Raw genomic sequence first — 17,943 nt, forward strand, 5'->3', positions numbered from 1 at the left:
GATCAGGCCTGGCCCTCGACGGCTGCCTGGTCCATCCACATGACCTCCCAGATGTGGTGGTCGGGGTCCTGGAACGAGCGGCCGTACATGAAGCCCATGTCCTGCGTCTCGCCCGCCCGGGACCCGCCGGCCGCGAGCGCCGCGTCGGCGAGTTCGTCGACCTTCGCGCGGCTGTCGGCGCTCAGGGCGAGGATGGCCTCGGTCATCTTCGAGGCGTCCGCGATGTCCTTCTTGGTGAAGTCCTTGAAGCGCGGCTCGGTCAGCAGCATGACGAAGATCGTGTCACTGATGACCACACACGCGGTCTTGTCGTCGCTGAACTGCGGGTTGATGCCGTAGCCGAGCTTCTCGTAGAAGCCCTTCGAGGTCTCCAGATCCTTCACCGGCAGGTTCACGAAAATCATCTGAGCCATGGTCGTTGCCTCTTCCTCTGTCCTTCGGGCTGTCCCGTAGGCGCTGTCGAAGGGGTAGACGGCGGGGTCGCCCGGAACTCATCGCCGTCCGCGCGACGAGTTTTGGACGGCTTCTGGCGACCGCCCCTGAGGACTCTCCCGGCGGCGCCCTCAGGACAGCGCGAGCGGCGCCCCGCCCCGGAGCAGGGAGCCGCCCAGCGGCGTCAGGGTGTGGAGCACCGAGCTGCCGTGGCGCAGGGTGAGGACCAGGCCCGCCTCGCGCAGGACGGAGGCGTGCTGGCTCGCCGAGGCGAGCGACACCCCGGCGCGGCGGGCCAGTTCGCTGGTCGTGCAGCCGTTGCCTATGGACTGCAGGACGGCGGAGCGGGTGTGGCCCACGAGGCGGCCGAGCCAGGGTCCGGGCTCGGCGAACTCCGGTGCGCCGGGGTGGGTGACCGGGTAGACGAGGACGGGCGGGAGCGCCGGGTCGCGGTAGACGACCGGGGTGCCCCGGCAGAAGAACGAGGGCTGGAGCAGCAGCCCGCGCCCGTCGAGATACAGGTCGCGGTCGACGGGGTAGTCCGCCTCCAGCACCGGCGCTCGCCACCGGATCATCGGCGGCAGGGTGGCCAGCAGCCCGTCGGCGCCGCCGTCCAGGAGCGCGCGGCCCCGCACGGCCCGGTCGGCCTCGATGGAGGCCCGGATGTGCGGCCAGTACGGCTCGACGGCGGCGTCGTGGTAGCTGCGCAGGGCGCCGATGAGCCGGGCCAGCGGCTCTGCGCGGCCCTCGGAGAGTGCGGCGGGCAGCGCCGCGGTGATCCGGCCGGCGCCGGCGTCCGGGCCCGCGGGGCCCAGGCCGCCGCGCTGCCGCCGCCGGCCGGCGGCCATCAGGTCCAGCTCGCGGCGGATGCGGTCGGAGGGCGTGTCGCGCAGGGCCTCCATTCCCACGTCGAGCCCGAAAGGCTCGGCGCCTTCCTGCGAGGGCGTCAGGAAATCCGGGAAATATCCGCGGGGCGGAACGACCGCCGCCAGCAGTTGCGCCTCACCATTCAACCGCGCCCGTGTTTCGCCCCGCCATTTCCCGAAGACCGTCGACGCCCGCCGGTCCCTCAGCCGGTGAAAACTGAGAATCGTTTCCCACAACGCGTCCGGTCTCGTGGCCATCCGCACCCGCGAAAGGTCCAGCCTGGACACATGGATCCGCAGCACTACCGCCCCCACCTGTTGCATCCGCAATTGCCCCCACCGAAGGGTATGCGGACCGTCACAGGAGGTCACCACGGGGTTTCGGCCAGAAGTGAAACGTCTCGCCCCGTTCCGCTTCACCCGAAAAGCTGTACGACGTCGGGTACGCATCCGGTGCCCGCCGGATGAGCACGTGAAGGCCGTGGGGGGCTTTGTGTGTTCGGCGGCGGCGGGCGACGGTGCGGCTCCGTACCCGGCGGGGGTAAGCCGGGTGCGGTCCATGGGTGGGGATCCATGGACCGCACCCCGGTCCACCTGATGGCTACCGTCACTTCTTTGCGCATTAAACGAAGCAATGTGTGCTGCGACACATCGGTAGCGCGTATTCCGCTACGGGCGGGCTTCCGGCGGCGCCCACCACATATTCCGCGGGCAAGGCGAAGCGGCGGCACCCCCGCACAGGGCGCCGCCGCTTCTCGGTGTTCCGGGGATCCGACCGGGATGGCGGGCCGGTGAGGGACCCGACCCAATTCCCTTATGAATCCCCGGAGTTGGTCACTCGTACCGCATCAGCGGCTGTCACTCCCGCGCGACTGCGCCGCCGCCCGGCCCGCCTCAAGACGCGCCACCGGGATCCGGAACGGCGAGCAGGAGACGTAGTCGAGGCCCACCTCGTGGAAGAAGTGCACCGACTCCGGGTCACCGCCGTGCTCACCGCAGACGCCGAGCTTGAGGTCCGGGCGGGTGGCCCGGCCGGCCTCCACGGCGCTGCGCACCAGCGAGCCGACGCCGTCCTTGTCGATCGTCTCGAACGGCGAGACCCCGAAGATGCCCTTCTCCAGGTACGCGGTGAAGAACGAGGCCTCCACGTCGTCCCGGGAGAAGCCCCACACCGTCTGGGTCAGGTCGTTGGTGCCGAACGAGAAGAACTGGGCGGCCTCGGCGATCTGGGCCGCCGTCAGCGCGGCGCGCGGCAGCTCGATCATGGTGCCGATGGTCAGCTTCAGGTCGGTGCCGGTGGCCGCCTGGACCTCCGCGATGACCCGGTCGGCCTCCTCGCGGACGATCTCCAGCTCCTGGACCGTGCCGACGAGCGGGATCATGATCTCGGCGCGCGGGTCGCCCTTGGCGTTCTTGCGCTGGGCGGCCGCCTCGGCGATCGCCCGTACCTGCATGGCGAACAGACCGGGGATGACCAGACCCAGGCGCACGCCGCGCAGGCCGAGCATCGGGTTCTGCTCGTGCAGCTTGTGGACCGCCTGGAGGAGGCGCAGGTCGTTCTCGTTGGCGTCCTTGCGGGACTCCGCGAGCGCGACGCGCACCGACAGCTCGGTGATGTCGGGCAGGAACTCGTGCAGCGGCGGGTCGAGCAGCCGTACGGTGACGGGCAGGCCGTCCATCGACTCGAACAGCTCGATGAAGTCGGCCTTCTGGAGCGGGAGGAGGGCGGCGAGCGCGCTCTCCCGCTCGTCGTCGGTGTCCGCCAGGATCAGCTTCTCGACCATCTCGCGGCGCTCACCGAGGAACATGTGCTCGGTGCGGCACAGCCCGATGCCCTGGGCGCCGAAGCGGCGGGCCCGCAGCGCGTCCTCGGCGTTGTCCGCGTTGGCCCGCACCCGCAGCCGGCGGACCCGGTCCGCGTACGCCATGATCCGGTGCACGGCGGCGACCAGCTCGTCGGCGTCGTCGGCGCCCGCGTGCATCCGGCCCTCGAAGTACTCGACGACCGGCGACGGCACGACGGGTACCTCGCCCAGGTAGACCTTGCCGGTGGAGCCGTCGATCGAGACGAGGTCGCCCTCCTCGATCACCTTGCCGCCGACCGTCATCCGGCGGCGCTTGGTGTCGACCTCCAGGTCCTCGGCGCCGCAGACACAGGTCTTGCCCATGCCGCGCGCCACGACCGCCGCGTGCGAGGTCTTGCCGCCGCGCGAGGTCAGGATGCCCTCGGCGGCGATCATGCCTTCGAGGTCGTCGGGGTTGGTCTCGCGGCGGATCAGGATGACCTTCTCGCCGGAGCGGGACCACTTGATCGCGGTGTACGAGTCGAAGACGGCCTTGCCGACGGCGGCACCCGGCGAGGCGGCGATGCCCCGGCCGAGCAGCTCGGTCTTCGCCTCGTCGTCGAAGCGCGGGAACATCAGCTGCGCGAGCTGGGCGCCGTTGACGCGCTGGAGCGCCTCGGCCTCGTCGATCAGGCCCTGGTCGACGAGCTGGGTGGCGATCCGGAAGGCGGCACCGGCGGTGCGCTTGCCGACGCGGGTCTGCAGCATCCAGAGCTGACCGCGCTCGATGGTGAACTCGATGTCGCAGAGATCCTTGTAGTGGTTCTCCAGCGTCTCCATGATGCCCATGAGCTGGTCGTACGACTTCTTGTCGATCGACTCCAGATCGGCGAGCGGCACCGTGTTGCGGATACCGGCGACGACGTCCTCGCCCTGCGCGTTCTGGAGGTAGTCGCCGTAGACGCCCTGGTGGCCGCTGGCCGGGTCGCGGGTGAAGGCGACGCCCGTACCGGAGTCGGGACCGAGGTTGCCGAAGACCATCGAACAGACGTTGACCGCGGTGCCGAGGTCGCCGGGGATGCGCTCCTGGCGGCGGTAGAGCTTGGCGCGGTCGGTGTTCCACGAGTCGAAGACCGCGTTTATGGCCAGGTCCATCTGCTCCCGCGCGTCCTGCGGGAACTCGCGTCCGGCCTGGTCCTGGACGATCTTCTTGAACTGCTTGACCAGCTTCTTCAGGTCGGCCGCGGCCAGGTCGGTGTCGACCGTGACCTTCTTGGCCGTCTTGGCGTCCTCCAGCGCCTCCTCGAAGAGGTCGCCGTCGACGCCGAGCACGGTCTTGCCGAACATCTGGATGAGGCGCCGGTAGGAGTCCCAGGCGAAGCGCTCGTCGCCGGACTGGGTGGCGAGGCCGGCAACGGAGGCGTCGGAGAGGCCGATGTTGAGGACCGTGTCCATCATGCCGGGCATGGAGAACTTGGCACCGGAGCGTACGGAGACCAGCAGCGGGTCGTCCGCCTGGCCGAGCTTCTTGCCCATCCGCTCTTCCAGCGCGGCGAGGTGCGCACTCACCTCGTCGCGCAGCGCCTTGGGCGCCTGCCCGCTCTCCAGGTAGACCTTGCACGCCTCGGTGGTGATGGTGAAGCCCGGAGGGACGGGCAACCCGAGGTTGGTCATCTCGGCGAGGTTGGCACCCTTGCCGCCCAGAAGATCCTTCAGATCCTTGTTGCCCTCGGTGAAGTCGTAGACGAACTTCTGGGGATCTTTGTTTTCCGACACGGGTCTCGACTCCTCGAGGACGCGGTGGCTGCCCTGACGGCGAGGAACATACCCAGATCGAAGGTATATGGGTACGTCCACTTGGTCGTCATACGGCCGCAACCACCCGTCCGCCAGCAGATCCAAAGAAAGTCTCCGGCGTGCGGGGCGGGGCTCTCCGTTCAGCTCTTGAAGGCAGCATGGCCATTTCTTGACCCTTACCTCTCATATGAGCGGACTGCTCCGCACCTGAGTACACCTCTCGAAGACCGCCACCTGGCACTGAGTGCCAGGTCTTCCAGAAGTGCAGTCACCGCTATATCGCTCATCTGAGCGCACCCCCGATCAAGGGTGGCGCGAATCACGCTGGTTCCGGACCCTGGATTTCAGGATTCGGACGCCTCGGAGACGTCTCAGGAACGCCTCAGGCAGTCGGCGAGCACTCCGAGGTCCACCTCTTCCAGGCTACGGGCGAACGTCCGCGCCCGCCCCGGGGCCACCGGGAGCAGCGACGGGACCACCAGCACCGCGCACCCGGCGGCATCGGCGGATGCGGTGCCGTCCGGGGAGTCCTCCACCGCCACACAGGAGGCGGGATCGGCGGCGAACCGCTCGGCGGCCGCGCGGTACGGATCGGGATGCGGTTTGGTCCGCACGGTGTCGTCGGCGGAGAGCGTGAAGGCGAAGTCCGCCCCGGCCAGCGCCCCGGCCACCACCGCGTCCACCACGCTCCGAGGCGAGGCGCTGACCAGTGCGAACGGCACTCCGGCGGCTTCGAGTGAGGCGAGCAGCTCGGCGGCACCGGGGCGGAGCGGAGCGCCGGCGTCGACCTTGCGGAAGAAGGAGTCGGTCAGTTCGGCGGCGGTACGGGGAAGGGTTGAGGAGTCGCCGCCGGTGACCCCGATCAGATGAGCGGCGGTATCGGCGACGGCCCGGCCGACGACCTCCGGCGCGTCGGCGTCGGTCAGCCGGTGGCCGAGCCCGGCCGCGACCTCACGGGCCGTCTCCCACCAGAGGACCTCGGTGTCGACGAGCGTGCCGTCCATGTCGAAGAGGACGGCGGCGGGGGCCGTTGTCTTCACGCGTCCACCTTGCCACCGGAGGCCGCGGCACCGGGTGCCGCCGTCTCCCGTACGGGCACGACCAGCACCGGCCGGCGGACCGGGGTGACCCTGGCCCGTACGCCGGGAGCCAGCTCCGTGGCGTCCCGGGACGGGAGGTCGGCCTTGACCGCGACGCCGTCCGGGAGGTCGAGGAGGACCCGGGTGACCGAGCCGAGGAAGGCGGCGGAGACGACCGTGGCCGTACCGTCCGCGTCGGCGCCGACACCGATGTTCTCGGGCCGGATGAGGACGTCGACCGGGCCCCGGCCCACCGGGATGTCCCCGTCGACCGGGAGCACGGCACCCGCGACCTCCACCGAACCGTCCCCGGTCAGCCGCCCCGGCACCCGGTTCATGGTGCCGACGAACTCGGCGACGAACGGTGTGGCCGGGCGCTCGTACAGCTCGGCCGGCGGTGCGCACTGCTCCAGGCGGCCCGCGTTGAGGACGGCGACCCGGTCGGCCATGGAGAGGGCCTCCTCCTGGTCGTGGGTGACGAAGATGGTGGTGATGCCGAGCGAGAGCTGGAGGCGGCGGATCTCCTCGCGCAGGGTGAGCCGGACCTTGGCATCGAGTGCCGAGAGCGGCTCGTCCAGGAGGAGGACGCGGGGGCGCAGGGCGAGGGCGCGGGCCAGGGCCACGCGCTGCTGCTGGCCGCCGGACATCTGGTGCGGGAAGCGGTCGCCGTGGGCGGGCAGTCCGACGAGTTCGAGCAGCTCATGGGCGGAGGCGTGCCGCTCGGCCGTGGCGACTCCGCGCATCCGGGGGCCGAAGGCGACGTTGTCGCGGGCGTTGAGGTGCGGGAAGAGGCTGTAGGACTGGAAGACCATGCCCGCGTCGCGCCGGTTGGCGGGGACCGGGGTGATGTCCTCGCCGTCGACGAGGACCTCGCCGGAGTCGGGCTGCTCGAACCCGGCGAGGACCCGGAGCGCGGTGGTCTTGCCGCAGCCGGAGGGGCCGAGGAGTGCGAGGAGCTCGCCGGGTTCCGCGGTGAGGTCGAGGCCGTCGAGAGCGACGGTGGGGCCGAACGCCCGGCGCAGGGAGCGGAACTCCACCCGGGCGCCGGTGGCGGCCCGGCCTTCCCGCGCGGCGGCTTCGGCCGGCTCGGGACGGGGGGCGGCGGTGGGCAGGGCTGACATGGGTGGCTACTCCTTGCCGGGTGCGGAAGGTGCGGAAGGTACGGGAGTGGGGGCTGCGGTTCCGCTTCCGGCTGCGGCGGCCGGGGTCACCGTGGTCGGACCGGCCGGGATCGCGGTCGCCGGACCGGCCGGGATCGCGGTGGCGGAGGCGGACGAACCGGTTCCGGCGCGCGAGAGGATGAGCAGCAGGGCCCAGGTGATGAGGAGCGAGAGCAGCGAGACGGCGACCGACATCCGGGCCTCGGCACCGGAGACGGTGACGATCCACACCGCGAAGGGCCGGAAGCCCAGCAGCGAGGCGACCGTGTACTCACCGAGCACCAGCGCCAGGGTCAGGAACGAGGCCCCGGCGAGCGAGGAGCGCAGGTTGGGCAGGATGACGCTGACGATCACCTGCAGCCGGCTCGCCCCGCAGTTGCGGGCCGCCTCCACCAGCGTGGGCACGTCCACGGCCCTCAGCCCCGCGTCCAGCGAGCGGTGCACGAAGGGCAGCGCCAGCACGGTGTAGGCGAGGACCAGCACCACCGGGAACGACTCGTTCTGCACGGCCAGGAAGGTCTGGTAGAGCGGGGTCCGCGAGAAGTGGTCGGGCCCCCAGCGCAGCACGGTGGCGATCCCGGTGACCAGCGCGATCGGCGGCACCACCAGCGGCAGCATGCAGACGATCTCGACGACGGCGCGCAGCCGGGGTGGCCCGAGCCGCACCGCGACGAGCGCGGGGACGACGAGCAGCAGGGCGAGCGCGATGGTGGCGGCTGCGAGCGAGAGCGAGAGGAAGAGGCTCTCGGTGAAGCCGTCGGCGGACAGGATGCCGCTGTACGCCTCGAAGGTGAGGCCCTGGTTCGGTACGTGGACCGTGAAGACGAACGAGGAGACCAGCGGAGTGATGAAGTACAGCCCGGCGACGGCCAGGACGGCTCCCCGCCAGTAGCGCGGGCGGCGGCGAGCGGCCTTCGCCGTTTCCGAAGCGGGAGCGGCCGGGACGGTGGTCAGTGCAGCCATCGGGAGCTCCGTCGCTGGAGGGGCAGGTAGACCGCCATCACCAGTCCGGCGATCACGATCATGTCGAGGCTCAGCGCCAGGGCCACGTTCTCCTGGCCGACCAGGACGTTCCCGGAGAGCGCGTCGGCGATCTTCAGGGTGACCAGCGGTACGGAGCCGCCGACCAGGGCGGCGGCCGTGGCGTGCGCGGCGAAGGCGCTGCCGAAGAGGAGGACGAACCCGCCGAGCAGCGAGGGCGCCAGCACCGGCAGTCCGACGTACCGCCAGAACTGCCAGGCGGTGGCGCCGTTGTTGCGGGCGGCCTCGCGCCACTGGGGGCGCAGTCCGTCCAGTGCCGGGACGACGACGATCACCATGAGCGGGATGAGGAAGTAGAGGTAGATGACGGTGAGGCCGGTGAAGGAGTAGAGGTTCCAGCCGAGCGCGTCCAGGTGGCCGAGCTGGGTGACCACACCGGAGATGCCGAGGGTGGCGACGAAGGCGAAGGCCAGCGGGATGCCGCCGAAGTTGGCGAGCACGCCCGAGGCGGTGAGCACGGCTCCGCGCAGCGCGCCGCGCCGGGAGGTGACGACTGCCTGGGCGATGAGGACGCCGAAGACGGTGGCGATGGCGGCGGTGAGCGCGGAGAGTTCGACGCTGCCGGTGAGCGAGGTGAGGTAGGGCCCCTGGAGCGAGCGCTGGAGGTGTTCGCCGGTGAACTCGGTGGTGCCGGCGACCGGGTCGGTACGGGTGAGGGCCCCGTACAGCAGGGCTCCGGCGGGCAGTCCGAAGCAGAGGCCGGCGAAGACGAGCAGCGGGAGCGCGCCGAACCAGGCCCGGAGCGCCCGCCGGCGGCGGCCGGTCTTCACGGGGGCCGCCCCGGGTCCCGGGGCGGCGGACGGGTGGGAGACGGTCATCAGGAGACGGCCTTGTCCCAGTTCTCGGAGAGCGTGGCGTTGGCCTTGTCGAGCTCCTCGGAGGAGGGGAAGGTCGGGGTGCCCTCGACGGCCGGAAGCTTGGAGACGAAAGTCTTGTCGACCGTGCCGTCCTCGGTCATCGCGGGCAGCAGCACCGGGCGGGCGTACCCCTTCAGCCACAGGTTCTGGCCCTCGGCGCTGTACAGGTACTCCATCCACAGGCGGGCGGCCGCCGGGTGCGGGGCGTCCTTGTTGATGGCCTGCGAGTAGAACTGGGCGTAGACGCCGTCCTTCGGTACGGAGACCTTCCAGTCGACGCCCTTGCCCTTGAACTGGTCGGCGTACCCGGCGTTCAGGTAGTCCCAGTCGATGCTGATCGGCGTCTCACCCTTCTCGACGGTCGCCGGGGTCGACTCGACGGGGATGAAGTTGCCGCTCTTCTTCAGCTTGCCGAAGAAGTCGATGCCGGGCTGGATGTCCCCGAACGAGCCCTTGTTGGCCAGGGACGCCGCGTACACGCCGCCGAACGCGGAGCCGGACTTGGTCGGGTTGCCGTTGAGGGCTACCTTGCCCTTGTACTCGGGCTTCAGGAGGTCCGCGAAGGTCTCGGGGCAGGTCTTGATGCGGGCGGCGTCGCAGCCGATGGAGACGTAGCCGCCGTAGTCGTTGTACCAGCGGCCGTCCGCGTCCTTCTGGCTGTCGGGGATCTTGTCCCAGGCGGTGACCTTGTACGGGGCGAAGAGGTTCTCGGCGGCGCCGCTGCGGGCGAAGGCGATGCCGAGGTCGAGGACGTCGGGGGCGCGCTTCTGGCCCTTGCGGGACTTGACGGCGGCTATCTCGTCGGAGCTGGAGCCGTCCGGGTTCTCGCTCTTGATCCTGACCTTGTACTTGGCCTGGAAGCTCTTGATGATCTCGCCGTAGTTCGCCCAGTCCGGCGGGAGGGCGATCACGTTGAGCTCGCCCTCCTTCTCGGCGGCGGCGACCAGCTTCTCCAGCCCGCCGAAGTCGGCGGCCGAGGTGGCCTCGGTGGACTTCACCCCGTTCGCGCCGGTCTCCACCTTCTCGTCGGGTGCGGCGCCGCACGCGGTGAGGGCGGTGAGAGCGGCGGTGGAGAGGGCGAGGGCGGCAACGGCACGGCTGTTGGCGCGAATACGGGGACGGGGTCGGGCTCTGCGCACGGTAGGTCTCCCTGAAGCGAAGCGTGAGGGCCACTTGTTCATACAAGCTGGCACCAGTTCGCCCGGGCCAGGTGTCCGGGGAGTTAACGTCCCATGTCTGCTGCCGCAAGAGGGCGGGAAGAGGAAAGCCCACTATTCAGGGGTTGTGGTAGATAACGACCTCGCATCGAAACGCGTCGCGACAACGCTAGAGTGGGCGGCAGGACCGTCACCGAAGAGCGGATCTGTACACAACGCTCGGTTCATATGAAGCCAAGGGGGACGCGTGGGCGCTACGCGCTACCGGGAGATCGCCGAGTCGCTGCGGCACGCCATCCGCACCGGCACCTACCCGCTCGGCTCCCGGCTGCCGTCCGAGAGCGACCTCTCCGCCCGCTGGGAGGTATCGCGCGGCACGGTCCGCCAGGCGGTGGCGCTGCTGGCTTCCGAGGGCCTGATCGGCTCCCGGCAAGGGGCGCGCCGGGTGGTCCTCCGCCAGGAGCGCCGCCAGAGCTTCCAGCAGCTCAACAGCTTCGCGCAGTGGGCGCAGGCGATGGGATGCGAGGTCACCAGCCGCATCCTGACCCGCACGGTGCGGACCGCGACCGATGAGGAGGCGGAGCGCCTGGACGCCGACCCGGGAGCCGAGGTCCTCTACGTACTGCGCCTGCGTCACCTGGACGGCGAGCCGGTGATGGTCGAGCGGACGGTGTACGCGGACTGGGTGGCTCCGGCCGTCCTGGAGCTGCCGGAGGACTGCGTCTCGATCATGGACAGCATCGCGGAGCGCGCGGATATCGTCGCGCACTACGGCGAGCACCTGATCGACGCGGTCGCGGCGGGCAGCGAGGACGCGCGCCTGCTGCGGGTGCGCCGAGCGAGCCCGCTCCTGCGCCAGCGCCATCTGACGTACACGGCGGCGGGCCGGGCCATCGAGTGGACGGACGACCGCTACCGGGCGGGCAGCGTCGTCTTCAACGTGATGAACTCGGCGGGCGCGGCCCCGCTGGAGCGCCGGGCGGGGCCGGACGTACGGGGCTGACCGGCTTCGGGGGACCCGGCCCGCCCTATACGCGTACGGACTCAGCCGCCGGAGGTGTCCAGCTCGGCGTCGGCGCTGACACCGGAGCAGTCGTACGGGTCCTTGAGCCAGCCGTCCGGCAGGACGACCCGGTTGTTGCCGGAGGTCCGCCCGCGCGGTCCGTCGGCGCCGTCCGGCCAGGGCTGGTCGAGGTCCAGCTCGTGCAGCTGACCGGCCAGCTCCTCCAGCGAGGAGGTGACGGCCAGCTTCTTGCGCATCTCGGAGCCGACGGCGAAGCCCTTGAGATACCAGGCGACGTGCTTACGGAAGTCGATGACGCCCCGGGCCTCGTCACCGATCCACTCCCCCAGCAGCGTCGCGTGCCGCACCATGACGTCCGCGACCTCGCGCAGGGTCGGCGCGTGCCGTTCCGTGCGCCCTTCCATGGCGTTGACCAGATCGGCGAAGAGCCAGGGCCGACCGAGGCACCCGCGCCCGACCACGACGCCGTCGCATCCGGTCTCGCGCATCATCCGCAGGGCGTCATCGGCGCACCAGATGTCGCCGTTGCCGAGGACCGGAATCTCCGGGACGTGCTCCTTCAGCCGCGCGATGGCGTCCCAGTCGGCGGTGCCGCCGTAATGCTGGGCGGTGGTCCTGCCGTGCAGGGCGACAGCCGTCACCCCCTCCTCGACGGCGATGCGGCCGGCGTCCAGGAACGTGAGGTGGTCGTCGTCGATGCCCTTGCGCATCTTGATGGTGACGGGCAGGTCCCCGGCGCCCGATACGGCCTCCTTGAGGATGGCGCGCAGCAGGGGCCGCTTGTACGGAAGCGCGGAGCCGCCGCCTTTGCGGGTGACCTTGGGGACCGGGCAGCCGAAGTTGAGGTCGATGTGGTCGGCGAGGTTCTCCTCCACGATCATGCGGACGGCCTTGCCGACGGTGACCGGGTCGACTCCGTACAGCTGGATCGAGCGCGGGGTCTCGGTCGCGTCGAAGTGGATGAGCTGCATGGTCTTCTCGTTGCGCTCGACCAGCGCCCGTGTGGTGATCATCTCGCTGACGAACAGCCCCTTGCCGCCGGAGAACTCCCGGCACAGCGTCCGGAACGGGGCGTTGGTGATCCCGGCCATGGGCGCGAGCACCACGGGCGGCTGCACGGCGTGCGGGCCGATACGGAGCTGAGGAAGGGCGGGGGCGAGCGTGGTCATTGGTCCATTGTCGCGCACGTGGGAGGGGTGGCGGTCTCGGTCTCCGCGTACGCGGAAGGGGTGGCGGTCTCGGTCTCCGTGTACGCGGAAGGGGCGGCGGCCGCGGGGTGGTGACCGGGCGGCCGGTCGATCTGCCGGAGGTCGCGCTTCTGGGCGGCGCGCAGGAGCACCCAGGCGGCCAGCAGTACACCGGTCAGCGCCCAGGATGCGATCCAGGCGGTGGGCCACCAGGCGGCCGGCGGCCGGAACATCAGCTCGGCCGCGGTGAGGGCCATGGCGACCCCGTGCGCCCAGCAGAGTGCGACGCCGGCCAAACGGGCTGACCGGTCGGTTCTGCGGAACCCGGCTCTCGTCCTCGATCCGTCCTGCTCCATGATCCCCCGTCTCACCATGCGTTTCTCCGTCCGACCTTGGCTGCTCGCGCGTTCGGATGCGAGGAACAACCGTTCCCATGGTCGGTTTTCGGCCCCATTTCGTTGACGCCAAAACAGTTGCCACAAGGAAAGAGATCCCTTGCGGGACCCCGTTCAGGGAGGAACCGGACACCGAAGTCGGCTTGATCCGGCCCGTTTACGCGTTACCCGTCGAGAACTTGTTCGTGTCATGTGAAGGACCCGTGGCAGCGTGTGCGACTCCGGTGATCGCAGCGGTCACCGCGTCCACGAATCCCGCGGGGGGATCGCATGGTTTCGCGTGCTTCCGGCACGCCGTTTCGGCGTGCCCGTACATCTCGTACATCTCGCAGAAGTGCTCTGACAGCGGCCTTGGTGGTGGCCGCGCTGAGCGCTTCCGCACTGCCGGCGCTGGCCGCGCCGGGTGAGGACCCGGCTCCGGCTCCGGTCTCGGTCTGGGGGCCGGGCGGTCCGAAGGCGGAGATGCCGCCGGTGCAGGTCGGCTCCAACAAGCCGGAGGCCAGTGCGGCCGAGGCGGCTCCTTCGGAGGAGAAGGCAGCCTGGCTGGAGGAGGAGAAGGACCGGGCCGGGACGGGCGCACCGCCCGTACCCGCACGACAGGCCGCCCGCAGCTCGGTGGCCGCCGAGGCGTCGGCGTACGTCCCGGAGGGTCAGGGCTCGGTCCCCTGGCACCAGATCTCCGACTTCCGGATCACCGACTCGCTGGTGGCCCGGGTCAACCACTCCAACGGCAACCTGATGCTGGCCGGCACCGACTTCGACGTCGCGGGGGTGGGGGAGAAGCTGCGGCTGGCGCGTACGTACAACTCGCTCGACGCTCCCTGGGGCAAGGTGTCGCAGCGGTGGTGGCAGGAGTACGAGCGCTACCTGAACCTGGCGAACACGGACGAGGTGGTCCTGTACGACGCCACCGGGGCGGCGGTCCGCTTCGCCAAGGAGTCGAACGGGACGCTCACCACGCCGAAGGGCTACTCCAAGGACCTGAAGAAGAACGCGGACGGCACGTACACGCTGACCGACCGCAAGTCCGGTTCCAAGGACACGTACGACGTCAACGGCACGCTGACGAAGGTGACCGACAGGAACAAGGGCGCCATCACCGTCACCCAGCACGACCAGGGCGCGGAGCACAATGGCTTCAAGCTCACCGAGACCCGCTCGGGCCGGTCGGTCGACCTGGTGAAGACCGACGCGTCGCAGTGGCAGGCCAAGGACCACACCGGCCGCACGGCTGTCTTCGACCTCAACCCGGCCGGTGACCTGGCGAAGACGACGGACACCGAGGGCAAGGCCACGGTCTTCGGCTACGACTCCTCGCGCCGCCTGACGAAGATCACCACGCCGCAGGGGCGGGTGACGGTCTTCACCTACGACAGCCAGAACCGCGTCACCTCGATGCTCCGCGCCACCGAGCTGAACGGCTCCGGCCACACCGGCCCGACCTGGACCTACGCCTACTCCGCCACCAGTCCGTCGGCGGCCGGTACGACCACGGTCACCAACCCGGAGACCCACGCGACGGAGTACGAGCACGACGCGGACGGCCAGGTCACCAAGGTCACCGACGCGCTGAAGCAGACGCGCTCCAAGAAGTACGACGCGAACCGGAACGTGGAGGAGGCCACCGACGCCCTGGGTGTGGGCAGCACGCCGGGCAACGTCACGAAGTACGGCTGGGACTCCCGTAACAACCCCACCGGCGCCACCCTCCCCACCGGAGCGTCCGCCACCGTGACGGGCTATCAGACGATCGCGGGCAGGGACCTGCCGGACAGGTCGACGACGGCTGACGACGAGAAGACCGACTACACCTACGACACGGCGGGCAACACCAAGTCCGTCGCCGTCGAGGGCACGGGCGGCGGGAACCAGTCCTTCGACTACAACCCCGCGACCCCCACCTGCGGCGGCTTCGAGGGCCAGATCTGCAAGGTCACCACGAAGATGACCGCGTCCAAGTCGGTGGCCACGAACTTCACCTACGACGCGAAGGGCAACCTGAAGACGGTCAAGGCCCCGGCCCCGCTAGGCACCACCACGTACACCTACGACGACCTCGGCCGGGTGGCATCGGCGAAGGACGCCCGCGGCATCACGATCCTTTACGAGTACGACCACCGCGACCGGGTGAAGAAGGTCGACTCCTCCAACTACCAGACGGTCACCTACGAGTACGACGGTGACGGCAACCTCACCCAGCGCTCCGACGGCACCGGCGTCATCAAGTACGCCTTCGACCCGCTCTCCCGCGAAACGGTCCGCACCCTCCAGGACAGCTCCCAGACGGTCCTGGCCTACACCCCGGCGGGCAACGTCGACACCTACCAGGACCCGGCCGGCCTGACCGACTACACCTGGAACAAGGTCAACAAGCTCACCGAGCTGAAGGACCCCAAGGGCAAGATCACCAAGTACACGTACAACAAGAACGACGTCCGCACCACGACCACCTACCCCGGCAACACCGTGCAGACGGTCACCCCGGACAAGTCCGGCCGCCCGGAGAAGATCAAGGCCACCAGCCCCAAGGGCACCCTGGTCGACCTCGCCTACACCTACACCCGTTCGGACGGCAAGGACGGCGGCAAGATCCGCACCACCACCGACGCGGTCGCCGGGACGAAGACGAGCTACGAGTACGACAGCGCCGGCCGCTTCTCCTACGCGGCGGAGAACAAGGGCAGCACGCTCAACTCCTCCTGGCAGTACTGCTACGACCTCGCCGGCAACCTCACCTCCCAGGGCACCGACAAGGGCTGCCCGCGCGGCACCACCTACACCATCAACGACGCCCAGCAGATCACCGCGAAGGACGGCTCCACCACCAACTGGTCCTACAACCAGATCGGCAACGAGACCGCCGCGGCCTCCACCCCGGAGACCACGCGCACCGGCATCACGTGGACCGACCACTCCCAGATGACGTCGATCACCACCGGCGGCAAGACCTACGCGGGCCAGTACGGCTCCACCGACCAGTCCGAGCGCATCAGGCTCGGCGACACGTTCTTCCACAACGGCCCGCTCGGCCTCTCCGCCACCTCAACGGCCGGTGTGGACACGGGATTCAACCGTGAACCCGGGGGCACGCTGAACTCCATGACCCGCGGGGGGAAGAACCACTACTACCTCACCGACGCACTCGGCAGCGTCGTGGCCCTGGCCGACGAAGCCGGCACGAAGGTCAACACGTATTCCTACAGCCCGCGCGGCGTGCAACGCGCCGGCACGACCGAACAGGTCCCCCAGCCCCACCGCTTCGCCGGCGGCTACCAGGACCCCACCGGCCTCTACCACTTCGCGGCCCGCTACTACGACCCCAACATCGGCCGCTTCACCACCCCCGACCCCTCCGGCCAGGAAAAGAACCCCTACCTCTACGCCGAAGGCGACCCCGTCAACCGCATCGACCCCACCGGACTGCTCAGCTTCGGTGACGTCACCGGTATCGGCGACTGGGCCAGCCTCACTTACGACACAATCACCGGCGACACGGAAGGCGCGAATGCGACCAAGATGGGAATCCTGACGGGTATTGGCGTGGAAGGAGTCTGCATGGCGGGAGCTGCGGCCGGGACCTTTGCCACTCTAGGTGTTTCGGTAGGCGCCGGTCTTACTGGCTGCTCCGTCGTAGCGGCCGCAGCAGCAGGATCCGTCACGGCCGCCTATAGCTAATCGATGCCCCGAGGGGGCGGGATGAATTTCCCGCCCCCCAACAAAAGAGAGATTAATATGCGCAAGGTAGTGCAGATAGGAGCGGCGTTCCTTGCAATTCTCTGCGGTATCGCCCTGATCGTCCTGGGCGTTCAGGACATAGATGGCGGAGGCGGCCGGGCCGCGCTCCCCATCTTCTTCGGCATTTCCATCTGCATTGGTGGAATATTCTTCACATTCAGGAAGCCTCAGTGATGAACACTTCAGCCATCATGCCGCCGTCCGCAGGGGGCCTCCCTGCGTGGGGAATCATTCTCATTATCTTCTTCTTTGTGCTTTCCATTATCTTCGTGCTAACACGCCGCCGCTAGCACACCAGCAGCGCCCACACATCCGGCTCACCACCCCCGACTCCCCCGACCAGGGAGAGAACCCCTACCTCTCCGCCGAAGGCGACCCCGTCAACCGTGCTCGCCAGTCTGGTCGAACCGCTCGGGTCTGCCATATTCGGGTAACTCGGAGCAGGAGAAAAATGAATAGCGGTGGATGGCGAAAATCCGTTCCGCTCACCCTCGGAACGGCCGCGACAGCAAGCACTATCGGAATGCTTGCCGCATCCCTTGGCCTATTCGATGGAGCCCTCTGGCAGACAGCCCTCATTTTCGGAGCACCTGGAGCCCTCAGCGGATTTGTCATGGCGATCCTCAAGCCGTAGGCCATCAAGCGGGTTTCACCTCAGCTCCGCAGCGAAGACCCTGGAATCACCCCTTACGCCGTCCTAATCGTCACCGCTTGCTGTATGGCTACGTGATAGCCGACTGAAACCAGCAACTTTTCGCATCGGGACCCCTCGTCCACACGGTGGACAAATCGCAGGCGGAGGATCGAATGGCAGAGCGAGACATCCCACCCCTCTACGTCCCTGTGGCCGTCATTCTCCTGTCCGCACTGGTGATCATCGGCTCCATCGTCGGCGACGGGCAACCTGGAGTCCGAACTGCGGCGTTGGTGATCGGAGGAGTGATCGCTGTCGGCCTGGTACTCCACATGGTCCGATCGGCACGGGGTGGCAAGGGCTCTCGCTGAGCCGTGTTCATCAAGTTCCCACCTGGAGGATGCGCATGAGTGCAGGTCGGACCATCACTTTGGCGGGAACGCTCCTGATGGCGATCGGAGCGGCCGTAGCAGTTGTCGCCGGGCCGCTCTGGCTTGCCGTGGTTCTCGTCGTCGGCGCTTGTTCGGGAGGGGCCGGAGTCTTCGCCGGGCGGCACGACCAGGGCGTGCCCGGCGGATCTCAACGGGTCCTCGGTACGGCGGCGGGGGGGGGGGGGGCGGGGGGCCCCCCCCCCCCCCCCCGGCCCCCCCCCGGGGGGGGGTGTGTGGGGGGGGTGGGGGGGGGGGCCGGGGCGTGCGGCGCCCGGGGCGGCCCCCGCGCGGGGGGCGCCGCGGGTTTTCCACTGGGGCGGGGGGGGGGGGGGGGGGCGGCGGGCCCCCCCCCCCCCCCCCCCCC

General features: G+C 69.4%; 13 protein-coding genes. 3 read left to right on the forward strand and 10 right to left on the reverse strand.

Annotation, left to right across the window (positions count from 1 at the left end):
• Positions 1-2: 2 nt before the first annotated feature.
• The 8 genes from ACIRR8_RS01410 to ACIRR8_RS01445 all read right to left on the reverse strand — a co-directional run bounded on the left by ACIRR8_RS01410 (position 3) and on the right by ACIRR8_RS01445 (position 10,155).
• A complete protein-coding gene (locus ACIRR8_RS01410) occupies positions 3-413 on the reverse strand; it encodes a VOC family protein (RefSeq protein WP_404057719.1) in 411 nt (136 codons plus the stop codon).
• Between the two features lie 150 nt (positions 414-563).
• Positions 564-1,601, reverse strand: a complete 1,038-nt coding sequence (locus ACIRR8_RS01415; RefSeq protein ID WP_404058677.1) for an ArsR/SmtB family transcription factor — start codon at positions 1,599-1,601, stop codon at positions 564-566.
• Positions 1,602-2,146: 545 nt separating this feature from the next.
• The gene (gene ppdK, locus ACIRR8_RS01420) at positions 2,147-4,858 is read right to left on the reverse strand and encodes a pyruvate, phosphate dikinase (protein ID WP_404057721.1); all 2,712 of its coding nucleotides are present in this window, start codon (positions 4,856-4,858) and stop codon (positions 2,147-2,149) included.
• A 392-nt stretch (positions 4,859-5,250) separates the two neighbouring features.
• Positions 5,251-5,919: an HAD family hydrolase gene (locus ACIRR8_RS01425; RefSeq protein ID WP_404057723.1), complete on the reverse strand. Its 669-nt coding sequence runs from the start codon at positions 5,917-5,919 to the stop codon at positions 5,251-5,253.
• Positions 5,916-7,079: an ABC transporter ATP-binding protein gene (locus ACIRR8_RS01430; protein ID WP_404057725.1), complete on the reverse strand. Its 1,164-nt coding sequence runs from the start codon at positions 7,077-7,079 to the stop codon at positions 5,916-5,918. The genes ACIRR8_RS01425 and ACIRR8_RS01430 overlap by 4 nt, the downstream gene beginning before the upstream one ends.
• Positions 7,080-7,085: 6 nt before the next feature.
• Positions 7,086-8,081: an ABC transporter permease gene (locus ACIRR8_RS01435; RefSeq protein WP_404057727.1), complete on the reverse strand. Its 996-nt coding sequence runs from the start codon at positions 8,079-8,081 to the stop codon at positions 7,086-7,088.
• Positions 8,069-8,977, reverse strand: a complete 909-nt coding sequence (locus tag ACIRR8_RS01440) for an ABC transporter permease (protein WP_404057729.1) — start codon at positions 8,975-8,977, stop codon at positions 8,069-8,071. Before ACIRR8_RS01440 ends, ACIRR8_RS01435 begins: the two co-directional genes overlap by 13 nt.
• The gene (locus ACIRR8_RS01445) at positions 8,977-10,155 is read right to left on the reverse strand and encodes an ABC transporter substrate-binding protein (RefSeq protein ID WP_404057731.1); all 1,179 of its coding nucleotides are present in this window, start codon (positions 10,153-10,155) and stop codon (positions 8,977-8,979) included. Before ACIRR8_RS01445 ends, ACIRR8_RS01440 begins: the two co-directional genes overlap by 1 nt.
• Before the next feature lie 265 nt (positions 10,156-10,420).
• Between ACIRR8_RS01445 and ACIRR8_RS01450 the strand changes: the two genes are divergently transcribed.
• Positions 10,421-11,176, forward strand: coding sequence for a GntR family transcriptional regulator (locus ACIRR8_RS01450; protein ID WP_404057733.1), 756 nt, complete (start codon positions 10,421-10,423; stop codon positions 11,174-11,176).
• Between the two features lie 41 nt (positions 11,177-11,217).
• On the opposite strand, the gene dusB is transcribed toward ACIRR8_RS01450, so the two are convergent.
• Complete coding sequence (gene dusB, locus ACIRR8_RS01455) at positions 11,218-12,366, reverse strand: tRNA dihydrouridine synthase DusB (RefSeq protein ID WP_404057735.1); 1,149 nt, start codon at positions 12,364-12,366, stop codon at positions 11,218-11,220.
• Complete coding sequence (locus tag ACIRR8_RS01460) at positions 12,363-12,641, reverse strand: hypothetical protein (RefSeq protein WP_404057737.1); 279 nt, start codon at positions 12,639-12,641, stop codon at positions 12,363-12,365. The genes dusB and ACIRR8_RS01460 overlap by 4 nt, the downstream gene beginning before the upstream one ends.
• Before the next feature lie 600 nt (positions 12,642-13,241).
• Between ACIRR8_RS01460 and ACIRR8_RS01465 the strand changes: the two genes are divergently transcribed.
• Both ACIRR8_RS01465 and ACIRR8_RS01470 read left to right on the forward strand, forming a co-directional pair.
• On the forward strand, positions 13,242-16,454 hold the full coding sequence (locus ACIRR8_RS01465) for an RHS repeat-associated core domain-containing protein (RefSeq protein ID WP_404058679.1): 3,213 nt from the start codon (positions 13,242-13,244) through the stop codon (positions 16,452-16,454).
• Between the two features lie 57 nt (positions 16,455-16,511).
• Complete coding sequence (locus ACIRR8_RS01470; RefSeq protein ID WP_404057739.1) at positions 16,512-16,688, forward strand: sodium:neurotransmitter symporter; 177 nt, start codon at positions 16,512-16,514, stop codon at positions 16,686-16,688.
• The last annotated feature ends 1,255 nt before the right edge of the window (positions 16,689-17,943 follow it).

Origin of the sequence: Streptomyces sp. NPDC101178 (assembly GCF_044767965.1) — a bacterium.
GTDB lineage: Bacteria > Actinomycetota > Actinomycetes > Streptomycetales > Streptomycetaceae > Streptomyces.